Annotated in this window: 12 protein-coding genes; 6 read left to right on the forward strand and 6 right to left on the reverse strand. The window is 73.6% G+C overall.

Features of this window, described 5'->3' with window-relative positions; genetic code table 11:
• Window positions 1-28: 28 nt before the first annotated feature.
• On the forward strand, window positions 29-1,228 hold the full coding sequence (locus M4D82_RS16515; RefSeq protein ID WP_249766784.1) for an acyltransferase family protein: 1,200 nt from the start codon (window positions 29-31) through the stop codon (window positions 1,226-1,228).
• On the opposite strand, the gene M4D82_RS16520 is transcribed toward M4D82_RS16515, so the two are convergent.
• Window positions 1,167-1,973, reverse strand: a complete 807-nt coding sequence (locus tag M4D82_RS16520) for an ATP-grasp domain-containing protein (protein ID WP_249766785.1) — start codon at window positions 1,971-1,973, stop codon at window positions 1,167-1,169. The two genes, M4D82_RS16515 and M4D82_RS16520, sit on opposite strands and share 62 nt — an antisense overlap.
• Before the next feature lie 43 nt (window positions 1,974-2,016).
• The gene (locus M4D82_RS16525) at window positions 2,017-2,817 is read right to left on the reverse strand and encodes a carbon-nitrogen family hydrolase (RefSeq protein ID WP_249766786.1); all 801 of its coding nucleotides are present in this window, start codon (window positions 2,815-2,817) and stop codon (window positions 2,017-2,019) included.
• 138 nt (window positions 2,818-2,955) lie between these two features.
• Here M4D82_RS16525 and M4D82_RS16530 point away from each other — a divergent pair, with 138 nt between their 5' ends.
• Window positions 2,956-3,783, forward strand: a complete 828-nt coding sequence (locus M4D82_RS16530) for a maleylpyruvate isomerase family mycothiol-dependent enzyme (protein WP_249766787.1) — start codon at window positions 2,956-2,958, stop codon at window positions 3,781-3,783.
• 39 nt (window positions 3,784-3,822) lie between these two features.
• Here M4D82_RS16530 and M4D82_RS16535 read toward each other — a convergent pair whose 3' ends face one another.
• Window positions 3,823-5,202, reverse strand: a complete 1,380-nt coding sequence (locus M4D82_RS16535; protein ID WP_249766788.1) for an MFS transporter — start codon at window positions 5,200-5,202, stop codon at window positions 3,823-3,825.
• Window positions 5,199-5,894: a GntR family transcriptional regulator gene (locus M4D82_RS16540; protein WP_249766789.1), complete on the reverse strand. Its 696-nt coding sequence runs from the start codon at window positions 5,892-5,894 to the stop codon at window positions 5,199-5,201. The genes M4D82_RS16535 and M4D82_RS16540 overlap by 4 nt, the downstream gene beginning before the upstream one ends.
• A 145-nt stretch (window positions 5,895-6,039) precedes the next feature.
• On the opposite strand from M4D82_RS16540, the gene M4D82_RS16545 reads away from it, so the two are divergent.
• Window positions 6,040-7,254, forward strand: coding sequence for a DUF418 domain-containing protein (locus tag M4D82_RS16545; RefSeq protein WP_249766790.1), 1,215 nt, complete (start codon window positions 6,040-6,042; stop codon window positions 7,252-7,254).
• 18 nt (window positions 7,255-7,272) lie between these two features.
• On the opposite strand, the gene M4D82_RS16550 is transcribed toward M4D82_RS16545, so the two are convergent.
• Window positions 7,273-9,156 (reverse strand): C1 family peptidase, encoded by a 1,884-nt coding sequence (locus M4D82_RS16550; protein WP_249766791.1) that lies wholly within the window; start codon window positions 9,154-9,156, stop codon window positions 7,273-7,275.
• A gap of 109 nt (window positions 9,157-9,265) precedes the next feature.
• On the opposite strand from M4D82_RS16550, the gene M4D82_RS16555 reads away from it, so the two are divergent.
• The gene (locus M4D82_RS16555; RefSeq protein ID WP_249766792.1) at window positions 9,266-9,793 is read left to right on the forward strand and encodes a nucleotidyltransferase domain-containing protein; all 528 of its coding nucleotides are present in this window, start codon (window positions 9,266-9,268) and stop codon (window positions 9,791-9,793) included.
• A gap of 296 nt (window positions 9,794-10,089) precedes the next feature.
• Here the strand turns inward: M4D82_RS16555 and M4D82_RS16560 are convergent, their stop codons facing one another.
• The gene (locus tag M4D82_RS16560) at window positions 10,090-11,331 is read right to left on the reverse strand and encodes a glycosyltransferase (RefSeq protein ID WP_249766793.1); all 1,242 of its coding nucleotides are present in this window, start codon (window positions 11,329-11,331) and stop codon (window positions 10,090-10,092) included.
• A gap of 738 nt (window positions 11,332-12,069) precedes the next feature.
• Between M4D82_RS16560 and M4D82_RS16565 the strand changes: the two genes are divergently transcribed.
• Window positions 12,070-13,275, forward strand: coding sequence for a DUF1266 domain-containing protein (locus M4D82_RS16565; RefSeq protein ID WP_249766794.1), 1,206 nt, complete (start codon window positions 12,070-12,072; stop codon window positions 13,273-13,275).
• Window positions 13,276-13,359: 84 nt separating this feature from the next.
• Complete coding sequence (locus M4D82_RS16570; RefSeq protein ID WP_249766795.1) at window positions 13,360-13,773, forward strand: PPOX class F420-dependent oxidoreductase; 414 nt, start codon at window positions 13,360-13,362, stop codon at window positions 13,771-13,773.
• Window positions 13,774-13,779: the final 6 nt, after the last annotated feature.

The following is a 13,779-nucleotide window of genomic DNA, read 5'->3' on the forward strand; positions in this document are numbered from 1 at the left end:
AGCGGGGGCGCGTGTAAGGTGGCGCGGCGTGTCTAGCAACCTGGTGATATCCGGAAGCCGCGAGGGGCTGAAAGCAGCGGTGCGGGCGGAGGGCCGGCCCGTGGCGTTGCCGTCGCTCACCGGGCTGCGGTGGACTGCCGCGCTGATGGTGTTCTTCTACCACGTGCACGTCGTGGAGTACTTCGGCGGGCGCGGGCAGGACCTGGTGACCTTCGCCTTCGGGGTGGGCAGTACCGGGGTGTCGTTCTTCTTCGTGCTCTCCGGGTTCGTCCTCGCCTGGTCGACGCCGACCTCCCCCACCGGGTGGGGCATGGTCCGCTTCTGGCGGCGCCGGCTCGCGCGGATCTACCCGCTGCATCTGGCCACCGTCCTGGCGGCCCTCGCGCTGGTGTACTTCCTCGGCGCCGGGGAGAAGCCGACGGCGGGCCCGCTCCTGGCGAACCTCTCGCTCGTCCAGTCCTGGATCCCGGAGGTCCGCTACTTCCAGGGGCTCAACCCGGTCAGCTGGTCGTTGGCCGTCGAGGCCTTCTTCTACGTCGGCTTCCCGCTGCTGATCCTGCCGCTGCGCCGGCTCGGCCGGCACGCGCCGCTCGTCGTCGCGGGGCTGTCCCTCGCCGTCATCGTCGCGATCCCCACCGTGTGGGAGCTGACCGACGTCCCCGACGGCGCGATCTGGGCGAACTACTTCTTCCCGCTGTACCGGCTCCCCGAGTTCATCCTCGGCATCACCCTCGCCGAGCTGGTCCGCTCGGACCGCTGGCGCGGACCCGGGCTGACCGCGTCCCTCGCCCTGACGATGGCCGGTTACTTCCTCAGCTACCAGGCCGACTACGCGTTCCGCACCACCGCGTGCACCATCGTCGGCTTCGCGACGCTCATCGCCGCCGCCGCCCGGGCCGACCTGCGCGGGGAGCCGTCGCCCTGGCGGGGGCGGATCAGCGTCAAGCTCGGCGAGGTGTCCTTCGCCTTCTACATGGTCCACATCCTGGTGATCCGGACCGGCGAGAGCCTCTTCGGCGGCCACCCGAAGCTGCCGATGTGGAGCGGCGGACTCCTGGCGCTCGCGGCCGCCTTCTGCGTCTCCCTGGCCCTCGCCTGGGCCCTGCACACCTGGGTCGAGCTGCCCGGCCGGCGGCTGCTCCTGCGGTCGTGGTCCTCGGGAAGGGCTACTTCCGCGACAGGAACGAGTGCAGCGAGCCGACGAGAGACGTCACGAACGACTCCCTGACCGCGTCCGGGAGCACGTCCAGAGACAGGTACGGGTTGAGGTCCTCCAGCTCGACCATCAGCAGCTCCCCCGACGGGGCGCGGCAGGCGTCCACGCGCTGGATGCCGTGGTCGAGGGTGTTCCACTCCACGAAGCGGCGCGCGAAGGCCAGGTCGGCGTCTGTCGGCTCGTAAGGGACGAGCTCCCAGCGGCGCGCCGGGTCCGGGGCGTAGAGGGCGTACTGGAAGGCGTCGTCCACGAAGTAGAACGACACCTCGTACGCGAAGTCGATCCGCGGCTGGACGAGCACCTCGCCCGCCGGGCCCTCGGGGCGGGTGGTGAAGGTGAGGCCGATGGAGTCGGCGCCCTGCTTCGGCTTGACGGCGTACTCGGCCGTCTTCGGCAGCAGGTGCACGTCGGCGGGGTCGTCGACGGTCGGGATGACGGGGTGGCCGGCGGCCGTCAGGTCGAGCAGGTACTGCTTGCCGGCCATGTCGCCCCGGCCGGTGAGCGGGTTGTAGACGGGGGTCCCGGCGGCGCGCGCGGCCGCGCGGAACTCCTCGTAGGCCCGCTGGTAGTGCAGGACCGGCCCGCTGTTGCGGACGATCACGGCGTCGAAGCCGGGCATGAGGGCCGTCGCGTCCAGCGGGTGGCAGAGCGCGAGCGGGAAGTGCTCGCGCAGCCGGGCGGTGAGGAATATGTCCTCGTCGCAGTAGCGGCGGCCGCGCGCCGGGTACGCCAGGTCGGTCACGTAGAGAAGGGCCATGACGGCAACCTATCGGGACAAACCGGCGCACGCGCAGGCGGTGTCAGCGCGCGGCTCCCGGGGGGCGCAGGCCGAGGGCGCGGTCCTTGAGGGCCGGGAACTGCTCGCGGGTCTCGGCCACCTTCGCCGGATCCAGCTCCACCGTCAGGACGTCCTCGCCCGGTCCGGCCTCCGCGAGCACCTCGCCCCACGGGTCCACGACCAGGCTGTGCCCCGACTGCTCGACGCCCGCGTGCGTACCGGCGAGCGCGCACGCGAGGACGTACGACTGGTCCTCCACGGCCCGCGCCCGGTTCAGCAGGGTCCAGTGGGCCCGCCGGCGGGCCGGCCAGCCGGCGGCCACCACCATCGTCGTGGCGCCCGCGTCGACCAGCCCCCGGAACAGCTCCGGGAAGCGCAGGTCGTAGCAGGTGGCGAGGCCGAGGGTCTGCTCCGGCAGGGTCACCGTCGTCAGGGAGTCGCCGGCCGACATCAGCACGGCCTCGCCCTGGTCGAAGCCGAAGCGGTGGATCTTGCGGTACGTCGCGGCCAGCTCGCCCGCGGGGGACAGCACGAGGGCGGTGTTGTAGAGCGAGCCATCGCCCGCGCGCTCCACCAGGGAACCGGCGTGCAGCCAGACGCCCGCGTCCTGAGCGGCCTTGGACATGGCCTCGAAGGTCGGGCCGTCCAGCGGTTCCGCCTCGGTCTCGAACTGCTCGTAGGCGAAGGCGCCCACGGTCCACAGCTCGGGCAGCACGACGAGGTCGCAGTGCGCCTGTTCCCGTACGAGATCGGCGGCCCGGGAGCGTCGGGAAGCCACCGACTCCCCTTCGTTCACCGCGATTTGGATCAGCGAGGCGCGCACATTACCACCGTCCTGGCTCGTCAGTCGTCAACTCGGGCCTACGAATCGTCACACGAAAGCACTGCCGGTGTGCTCTTGGGCAGCGTAGTTTTGGGCATAGTCCACAACGCGCCACTGAACAGCACGCGAGGGGTCCCGTTGACCGTCCATCCCAGCCTTGAGCCCTATGCCGACGCGTGGACGCATTCGATCGAGGCGATATCCGAGCTGGTCCTCCCCCTCACCGAGGGCCAGTGGAACCTGCCCACACCGTGTCCCGGGTGGTCCGTCCGGGACATCGTGTCGCACATCATCGGCCTCGAATGCGAGCAACTCGGGGATCCGCGTCCGATCCACACGCTGCCGCGCGACCTGCGGCACGTGGTGGACGAGTTCACCCGGTACATGGAAGTCCAGGTTGACGTCCGGCGCCACCACACCGCGCCGGAGATGACCTCGGAGCTGGAGTACACCGTCATCCGGCGGGCGCGCCAACTGCGGAACGAGAAGCGAGACCCGTCCACGCTGGTGCGCGGTCCGCTGGGCGACCAGGTGACGTTGGAACTCGCGACGCGGCTGCGGGCCTTCGACGTGTGGATCCACGAGCAGGACCTGCGGGCGGCGCTGGGCGTCCCCGGGAACTGGGACTCGCCGGGCGCGTACGTGGCGCGGGACCTCATGCTGGCCGGGCTGCCGAAGGTGGTCGCGAAGGGCGCGGGCGCGCCGCCGAACTCGGCGGTCGTGCTGGACGTGCACGGGCCGCTGGAGTTCCTGCGGACGGTGCGGGTGGATGCGACCGGCCACGCCACGCTGGAGCAGACCCCCTCGCTGGGCCCGGCGGTGACGCTGACGATGGACTGGGAGACGTACGTACGCCTCGCGGCGGGCCGGGTCCGGGCGCGGTCGGTGGCCGGCGACCGGCTGAAGGTGGAGGGCGATCCGGAGCTGGCGGAGGCCCTGTTGGCGAACTTCGCGGTGACTCCGTGAAACGGTGACTCCGTAGCGGACGCCCACGGCCCGCCCCCGTCAGACCCCGGCCGGTCGGGCGGGGGTCGGCGCGGCGGGGTCGCCTTCCTGCTGATGCGGGACGGGCGCCTGCCGCGCGCGGGGCGCGGCGCGGTCGCGGTCGCGTTCGCGGGCCAGGGCCCGGCCGCGCAGCCGCAGGATGCTCGCCACGCCGACGGCCTCCAGGACGAAGACCGACGAGAAGGCGATCCGGTAGTTCTCGTCGGTGGCGTCGAGCAGGACGCCCACCACCAGCAGGGTCGTCATGGAGGCGATGAAACCGCCCATGTTGGTGATTCCGGAGGCGGTGCCCTGACGTTCGGGCGGGTTCGCGGGCCGCGCGAAGTCGAAGCCGATCATCGAGGCGGGCCCGCAGGTGCCGAGCACCACGCACAGCGTGATCAGCAGCCACATCGGCGCGCGGTCCCCCGGGGACACGAGGACGGCCCCCCACAGGACGGCGGTCAGCCCCACCGTGCCCAGCGCGAGCGGGATCCGCGAGGACTGGCGGCGGCCCACGATCTGCCCGTAGAGCAGCCCGAACCCCATGTTCGAGGCCACGACCAGGGTCAACAGTGCGCCCGCCGTGTTCCGTGACAGCCCCTGCGCCTCGACGAGGAACGGCATCCCCCACAGCAGCAGGAACACCATCGCCGGGAACTGCGTCGTGAAGTGCACCCACAGCCCGAGCCGCGTGCCGGGCTCCCGCCACGAGTCCGCGATCTGACGGCGTACGAAGCCACCCCCGTCCCCACCTCCGTCCCGGGCGGCGGGCGCCGGCCCGTACCCCTCGGGGTGGTCCCGCAGGAACAGCACCAGCGGTACGAGCACCACCAGCCCGGCCACCGCGCTGCCCGCGAAGGCGGGCACCCAGCCGACGCCGTGCAGGACGGGCGCCAGGACGAGCGTGGAGACCAGGTTGCCCGCCATGCCGACCAGTCCGGCGAGCTGCGCCATCACCGGACCGCGTCGGGCGGGGAACCAGCGCGTGCCGAGCCGGAGCACGGAGATGAAGGTCATCGCGTCGCCGCAGCCCAGCAGGGCGCGGGCGGCCAGGGCCATCCCGTAGGACGGGGACAGGGCGAAGCCGAGCTGCCCGGCGGTGAACAGGACCGCGCCCAGGGTCAGGACCTTCTTGGTGCCGAGCCGGTCCACCATCAGGCCGACGGGTATCTGCATGCCCGCGTAGACCAGGAGTTGGAGCAGGGAGAAGGTGGCCAGGGCGGAGGCGTTGACCTGGAAGCGGTCGGCGGCGTCCAGGCCGGCCACGCCCAGGCTGGTGCGGAAGATGACGGCGACGAAGTAGACGGCGACGCCGATGGACCAGACGGCGACGGCCCGCCGCCCACCGGGCGGATCCGGCACGGCGGAGGGTCCGGTGGGTGCGGTGGGCGCGGTCACCGGACCGGACCCCGCACCAGTTCCCCGACCCGGCTCACGTGCCCGCGTACGGCCCCGGCCGCGGCCTCGGCGTCGCCGGCGCGCAGGGCCGCCAGGATCTCGGCGTGCTCGGCCAGCGTCCGTTCCACCCGCTCGGGGTGCGCGTGCAGCAGCGCCACGCCCATCCGCAGCTGGCGGTCGCGGAGTTGGTCGTAGAGCCGGCACAGGATCTGGTTGCCGGCGTTGCGCACGATCTCGGCGTGGAACCCCCGGTCGGCGGCCGTCATCGCCGCCAGATCGCCCTCGGCGGCGTGCCGGCGCTGGCGCGCGAGCAGCTCCTCCAGCCGCTCCAGCAGCGCCGGCGGGGCGGGCACCGCCCGCAGCACCGTGAACTCCTCGACCAACAGCCGGGTTTCGATCACATCGGCGATCTCCTGCGCGGAGACCGGCAGCACCAGCGCGCCCTTCTTCGGGTACAGCTTGAGCAGCCCCTCGGTCTCCAGCCGCAGCAGCGCCTCGCGCACGGGAGTGCGCGAGACCCCGACGGCGTCCGCCAACCCGCCCTCGGTGAGCAGCGTCCCGCCCTCGTAGTGGCGGTCCAGTACGCCTTCCTTGACGTGCCGATAGACGCGCTCGGCGGCGGTGGGGGCGGGGGAGGCGGGACCGGCGGCGGGCGGCGCCGGGGGCGCTGGGGCCGGGACGGAGGATGGCATGCGCACAGCATAGATACAAGAAGGGTGCAAGGCGGGGCCCGTCCGCGATGTGGACCCGCCGCGCCGGCCGCTGCATCGAAGGGTGTACGCCGCTTTCCTCCACCCGCAGGACGTACGGGGCCCCGCCCGCCCGGACGCTGGAAGCATGGCCCACAACGCCCTGCCCGACGCCCGCGCCGTCGCCCCCGAGAGCCCCGCGACCGCCACCTCCCGGATCCCCCTCCTCGACGTCCTGCGCGGCGCCGCCATCCTCGGCACGCTCATGACCAACGTGTGGATCTTCGCCTCGCCCGGCTCCGAGTGGGCCGTGCTCCAAGGCGGCCTGAACCTGCCCGATCCGCTCGCCGACCCCCGGCCCGCCACCCTCGTCGAGGCCGTCTTCCGCTTCCTCGCCGACGGCAAGTTCCTCTCGCTGCTGACGATCCTGTTCGGCGTCGGCCTCGCCATCCAGTACGACTCCGCCAAGCGCCGGGGCGAGCCCTGGCCCGGCCGCTACCCGCGCCGGGCGGCCTTCCTCTTCCTGGAGGGGACGCTCCACTTCGTCCTGATCTTCGCCTGGGACGTGCTCATGGGGTACGCCGTCACCGCGCTCCTCGTCGCCTGGCTGCTCGCCCGCTCCGAGCGGGTGCGGCGCGTCGCCCTGTGGAGCGCCGCCGGCCTGCACCTGACGCTGATCGGCCTGGTCACCCTCGGCAGCCTGGCCGAGCCCGACACCGGGCGCACCGCCCCCGACCCCGACGCCGTCGCCCTGTACGCGCACGGCAGCTGGGGCGACCAGATCCGCTTCCGCCTCGACAACGCGCTCGCCCTGCGCATCGAGCCCCTCTTCTCCTTCGGCCTGCTCGTCTTCCTCTTCCTGCTCGGCGTCCGCCTGCACCGCGCCGGCGCCTTCGCCCCCACGGCGGCCGGCCGCCGCATCCGGGCCCGCATGGCCGCCTGGGGGCTCGGCCTCGGGCTGCCGCTCGGGGTGGCCGCCTCCCTCGGCGGGGACGACTTCTTCCTGCTGGGCCGCTACGTCATCGCCCCGCTGGTCGCCGTCGGCTACATCGGCCTGATCGGCCTGGCCCTCGATCGCTTCCGCCTCCCCGGCGCCCGTTCCCTCGGCGCCGTCGGCCGCACCGCCCTGTCCGCCTACGTCGGCCAGAACCTGCTGTGCCTGCTGCTCTGCTACGGCGTCGGCCTGGGCCTCGCCGACCGGCTCGCCGGGACCGGCCCCTGGTGGGTCATGGGGCTGTGGGCCTCCGTCTCCCTGGTCCTGATCGTCTCGGCCCGGCTGTGGCTGCGCCGCTTCGCGCGGGGGCCGCTGGAATCCGTACAGCACCTCGCGCTCAGGCCCAGGGCGGCCACGGGCCGGCGGTGACCCGTCCACACGTCCCACTCAGGCGGGGCCGATCACCGGCCCCTCGTGCCAGCCCGCGCCGTCGCGCCAGTAGTGCTGGAGCAGGCGGTCGGTGCGCAGGACGACGACTTCCAGGTTGAACCCGAAGCTGCCCTGGAGCATCCCGGTGACGGCGAGCACGTCCCGCCCGAACGTCGCACCGTGCGCCCAGGGCGCCCCGGCGGCGTTCCCCCGCCACCAGTGCTCGACGCGCCCGCCCTCCACGGCCACGCACAGCTCGTAGTTCCCGGCGGTGTCCTCGTCCGCCGCCCCGTACTGGCCCTCGATCATGCACGGCGCGGAGGTGACCCCGGCGCCGAAGACCTCGCCGGGGTGCCAGGCGAAGCCGTTCGGATCGTCGCGCCACCACAGCTGCATCCGGCCGTCCGTACGGGCGGCCACCAGGTCGAGCCGGCGGGCGCGGGTCTGGATGAGGGCGGGGCCGTAGTGGGCGATGCCGGAGGCGAAACGGCCGCCGTCGTTCCAGGTCCAGGGGGCGCCGTTGATCCGCCACCAGTGGCTCAGGCGGCCGTCGGCTGTGCGGACCACCACCTCGAAGTTGCCGGGCTTGCCGTAGTCGCTCTGGATGAACGCGGGGGTCGAGCCGACGGCCGCGTCCCCCGGCCCGAAGGCGCCGCCGTCGCGCCAGACGCCGACGGCCTGCTCGTAGTACCAGTGGCGCAGCCGGCCGCCGGTGGTGACGTGCAGCGACTCCATGTTCCGGTTGTAGGTGGTGCCGGTGAAGGCGGGCAGGCCGGAGGCGTCACCGGCGAAGGCGGCACCGGGGGTCCAGGTGTAGGGCGCGTCGCCCTCGCGCCACCAGTGGCGCAGTCGGCCGCCGCCGGCCGTCGCCGCGAGCTCGAAGTTGCGGTGGGCGGGGCCGTTGCCGCTCTCGTAGACGTTGCCCGCGTGCAGGCGGCGCTTGCTCCAGGGGTCGATGTTCGTGCCGCGCAGGCCGCACTTGGCCCAGTAGTCGATGTTCACCTCGCCGTAGGCGATCCGGCCGTAGCCGCCGACGTGGTGGCCCGTACCCCAGGAGTTCTTGAACAGCCAGCAGCCGGCCGCGTCGTCGTAGCCGACGACCAGGACGCAGTGACCGCCCGCGAGGGCGTCGCCGGTGCGGTGGTAGACGCCTGCGCCGAGGCCGAAGAAGTCGTCGTAGACGTCGAAGCAGGCGGTCAGCGGGCCCACCGTGTCCAGCCAGACCTTCTGCTGCTCCACGTCTCCGAGTCGGACGTAGTCGGTGATGCGGACCGTCCGCCCGGAGCGGTCCCAGCTCGGCGTGTACTCCGCCCGCCAGGCGTCGCGCCGCTCGGCGGGCAGGCCGTCGGGCGGGGTGCTGTACGGCCAGCAGTCCGGGTCGGCGAGGCCGCCGCTGCGGGCGATCCAGTCGAGGGCCGTCTCCGGGTTGCCGCCCTGCCCGCAGGAGAACCTGAGCCCGTCGTGGACGTCGCCCTCGGAACGCACCGCCCACACGTCGTGCTCGATCCGGGCCATCGACTCCACGAGTCCGACCGCGCCGAACGCCCAGGACGAGGCGCAGGGGTTCTGGTCCTTGACCTTCGTCAGCCAGGGCAGGCCCCAGCGACTGCGCCAGTCGACGGCGATGGGCCGTCCGGATGTCTCCTGTGCCTCGGGAAGCAGTCCGTGCGCGGCCCGGCGGCGGTTCAGGTGCGGGTTGCCGCTGTCGCGGCCGATCAGCGCCTTGAGGTCGACGACGCCCGCCTCGGCGGCCGGCGTCAGGTTCACCCCCGGCTCCAGGCCCAGCGAGGGCCTCGGCAACGGATCCCCGTCCGCCAGGTGCTCGCTGACCGACCACCTCGCCCCTTGCCGCGCGAGCCGCGCCCGCAGTTCCCCCGCCGTCTGGACAGACTCCTCCGGCATACCCGGCCCCCCACTCGGTCGTACGCCACGGGAGCGTCTCCCCGTCACGGGAGCCCGTCAAGGGCGTCCGTACGGTCGCACGGGAACACGGGGGTCGTACGCTGCCGGCATGGAAACGGGGCGGGCCGCACGACAGTTGGCGATGATCGAGCAGGTGCGCGCGCTGGGCATCGAGGTGTGGCTGCGGGGCGGCTGGGCCATGGACTTCTGGCTCGGCGAGATCACCCGGGAGCACGAGGACGTCGACTGGTTCGCCTGGTCCGAGGACGGCCCACGGCTCCGCGAACGGCTCGTGCCCCTCGGCTACGCCGTCCTGCGCGCGGACGAGCGGCAGCTCGACCTCGCCCGCGACGGCGAGGAGCTGAGCTTCGCGTTCGTCACGCGGGACGCGGCGGACCGGATCGTGGTGGCGGGCGGCCCCTGGGCGGGCACACCGTGGCCGGCGGGAATGCTCGAACCGGCGACGCGGGGGCAGCTGGGCGCGCTCGAATGCCCGGTCGTCTCCCCGGAGGCGCAGATCGAGATCAAACGCATGATGCCGACCTGGGTCCCCACCCTGCGCCGCCGCCCGAAGGACGCCAAGGACATCACCCGCCTGGAGGCGGCCCTGACGGCCCGGGGACCGCGGGGGCCGTAGGACGAGGCCGCCGGCGCGACGGAGGGCCCTGCCCGGACCCGATCCACCGGCGCCGCCAGGCCGCAGGCCGCCGCCCGGCGCCCGGCGCCCGTACCGCCGGATCCCGTACCGCCGGATCCCCGGATCCCGCACCACCCACCGGGGCCGGGCCGGCGGGTGCGTGGGGATCCCGTCGGGCAGCGCCCCGGCGGCGGCCGGCTCCGCCGCCCGGTCGTCGTGCTCGCACGGCCCGAGCCCCCGGTCGGCGAGCCGCCCGCGCGTGCGTTCCAGTACGACGACCCGCTCCGAGAGACGGTTCACGCCGAGGCGGGCGGCTCCTCCCGGCCGATCGCCTCCAGCACCAGCCGCGCGGCGACCTCCGCCCCGTCGGTGCGGACGGCGGCGGCAACCGCGCTCGCCCGCTCGCGGGTCTCGGGCGCCAGCGCCACCTTCAGCGCTGCGGACAGGGACGCGACGGTCGGCGCGGCCCCCTCGTGGGCGGCGCCGATGCCCAAGTCGACCACGCGTTCGGCCCAGTACGGCTGGTCCGCGCCCTGCGGTACGACCACCTGCGGCGCGCCCGCACGGGCGGCGGTCGTCGTCGTGCCCGCGCTGCCGTGGTGCACGACGGCAGCCATACGGGGGAACAGTGCCTGCTGGTTGACCTCGCCGACGGCGAAGCAGTCGTCGTCCCCGCCGTCGATCAGGTCCACTTCCGCCCACCCCCGGGCGACGACCACCCGGCGCCCCTGCGCGCGGACCGCCTCGACGGCCACCCGGGCGACGTCCTTCAGGACGCTCGCCGGCGTGCTGCCGAAGCCCACGTACACCGGCGGCGTACCGGCGTCGAGGAACGCCTCCAGCCCCTGCGGGAGCGGGCGTACGTCCGGCCGCGTCCACGCGCCGGTCTGCACGACGTCGGCATCCGCCGACGGCCACGGGCTCAGGGTCGGGTCCGTCGCCAGCCACGGGCGGTCGGTGAAGGCGTAATCACGGACGTTGTCCAGCGGGGGCAGGCCGATCGCGGCGCGGTGGGCGTTGACGGCCGCGCCGAACATCTCGTTCGCGTTGCGCGCGTCCACGTCCCACAGCTCGCGGTTGTCGGATATCCCCGGCGGCAGCGGCCGGCCCCGCCGCGCGGGCGGCGGCTGGTGCGGCGACGGCGTGCTGACGGGCTGGTGGGCCACGTGCACGTAGGGGATGCCCAGCTTCTCGGCCACCGACCGCGCGCCGGCCGTGACCGGCAGCGGGCCGGTCGCCACCAGCGCCTCACACCCCTCGGCCGCCTCGGCGACCGTGCCGAACTGGGCGGCGATCAACTCCGCCGCACGTTCCGCCAGACCCGCCGCGGACCCCGGCGTCACCGAGGCCACCATCGGCCGCACCGGCCGCCCGATCGGCACCACCGGCAGGCCGACGGCGGCCAACAGCTCGGCGAACTCCTCGTCCGGCGGCGCGCAGAACCGCACCTCCGCGCCGAGCCCGCGCAACGCCACCGCGAGCCCCACCATCGGCTCGACGCTCCCGCGCGCCCCGTACGACACGACCAACACCCGCATGAACACCGCTCACTTCCGCAGAACCCGACGTAAGGCGCTGATTCTGCGCCACCCCCGGGCCCTTGCCGCAAGCCCCCCACTCGGCTATATCTTGATCATGGAGAGGGCGGCCGTCCGTCGTCGTCTCCCGACTCCTCGCCGGGATCATCGTCCGCGCGCACGGGCCGCACGCTCCCCCGCCCCTCCGGGTTCCGCGCCCGGAACGACCGCCAGGCGCGCTCGCGCCGCTCCTCCGGGGTCATGTACTCCGGCAGACGCCTCACGCCCCCGCCTCCCCGTGGCACGGATCGGCATGCCGGTAGACGACGACGGGCGCCCCGGACTCGCCCTCCGCGCTCCCCCGCCGCACGGGCACCAGCGCCCCCACCTCGCGCCGACACACGAAGCACCTGCTGCCCGGGGGCGCGTAGGTCACGTACTCCCACGCGTACCCGCCGTAGTCGGGGGACGCCCCCCGTGGCCGATCCATGTCGCACCTCTTCCAGCCCAAGCCCAAGTCCGGGAAGACCACCTGAGCGTAGGTGGCGGGGCAGCCCAGGCCCCCCGAACTTGCACGAGCTCGCGGGGTTTCACCCGAGTGCGGAAGCGGTCCGTGCGGGCGTACAGCGGCACGTGGGCTTGCCGGCCGTGCCTGAGCCCGGCGCGTTGCAACCGGGGGCGTGGGGCGTCCGGGACCGGGCCGTCGGCAAGACGGTATGGGCCGAATGGGGCGTCGGGGCCGCCCGATAGGGTCCCCGTATGGATGGCTGGACGGCGCCGAGCGCGATCGAGAGAGAGCTGTACGAGGCGAAGTGCCGCGGGGACTGGGCCGCGTACCTGGCCGCACTCGCGCGGGCGCGGCTCTACATCGCCCAGCCCCGCGCCCGCGCCGACGCCGAGCCCGACAGCGTGCGCTTCTACCGCAACCCGCACAACGCCCTCGTCGTCCACACCGCCGGCACCCTGCCCGTCCCCACCCCCGAGACGGTCTACGAGTCCCAGAGCCTGGGCTGGTTCGCCAAGGTGTGGACCCCCTCCGACCCGGCCTACCTCGCCGTGAACCCCGGCACGCCCTGCGAGGCCTACCTCACGACCACCCCCGCCGACCTGGCCCGCTGGCGGGCCCACTTCGACGCCGCCCCCGACTACGGGCTGCCCTCCGGCGCCGTCCACACCCTGTCCATCGGCGGCCCTCTCCACGGCCCCGTCGCGCACGGACTGGCCGTCGGCGCCCATCTGGCCGTCTCCAACGGGGAGTTCTGGAACTCCCTCGCCTACCACGGCAACGGCTACCACCGCCAGCGCGCCCGCCTCCTCGACAGCTGGGACATCACCGACCACACCACCTGGCGCCACACCCTGGAGCAGCTGCTGACCGCGCGCATCGTCAGCCCCGTCTGGGAGTACGCCCTGCGCGTGCGCCGCGTCCTGGCCTCCGACTTCGCCGGGCCCGTCGACGTCGAGCACTGGCGGCACGCCGCCGAGGCCGGCCTGCGCCGCAGCGCGGAACTCTCCGCCGAACCGCAGCTCACCCCCGACGGCGTCACGATCGCCCAGCCGCGCCCGACCGCCGAGGTCGAGGGCGAGATCGCCGGGGTACGGCGGCTCATCGGCCGCATCAACCGCTACGAGCAGCGCTTCCGGGCCGACGGGCTGCTGCCCGAGGACGGCTGGGTGCGTTCCGTGGAGTCCTGGGACCACGGGCGGGCCTCCCAGATGGCCCGCTGGGGCATAGGCGCCCGCTACGGCACGCTGGAGGAGGCGGAACGCGGTGTGCTGCGCGCCGGGGAGGCCGCCCGGCGCACGTACCGGTCGTGGGAGGAGTTCTCCGCCGGGTACGCCCTGGGGCGGTGCCTGCACTTCGACGAGGAGGCGTTCGGGGAGTGGTACACCGGCGCCCTCGCCACGCACATGGCCCTGACCACCGACCCGGGCAGCCCGTGGCGCAACATCCCCTGGACATGAGCGACTTCCCCTGACTTTCCCTAGTGCTCGGGGGCGGCTCGAAAGGCGCGATGCGCGAAGGCCACCCGAACTACCCTCGGCCGCATGACCATTGTGCTGAACGACACCGTGCGACAGCTCCTCGACACCCCCCACCCCGCGGTCCTCACCACCCTCAACCCCGACGGTGGGCCACAGAGTTCGGTGGTCTGGGTGAGCCGTGACGGCGACGAGCTGCTCATCTCCACCGAACGCGACCGCCGCAAGGCGCGCAACATCGCCCGCGAGCCGCGCGTCGGCCTGACCGTCTTCGACCTGGCCAATCCCTACCTCTACGCCGAGATCCGCGGCACCGCCACCCTCACCGAGGACATCGGCCGCGCCGTCGCCGGCCGCATCGCCGAGGAGTACGTCGGCGCGGAGGCCGCCAAGGAGTACCAGGACCCCTCCGACGGGGCCGTACGCGTCGTCGTGCGCATCACCCCGACCAAGGTCCTCGGCAACGCCGCCCAGGCCTGATCGCCC

Source organism: Streptomyces sp. RerS4, from assembly GCF_023515955.1.
Classification (GTDB): Bacteria; Actinomycetota; Actinomycetes; order Streptomycetales; family Streptomycetaceae; genus Streptomyces.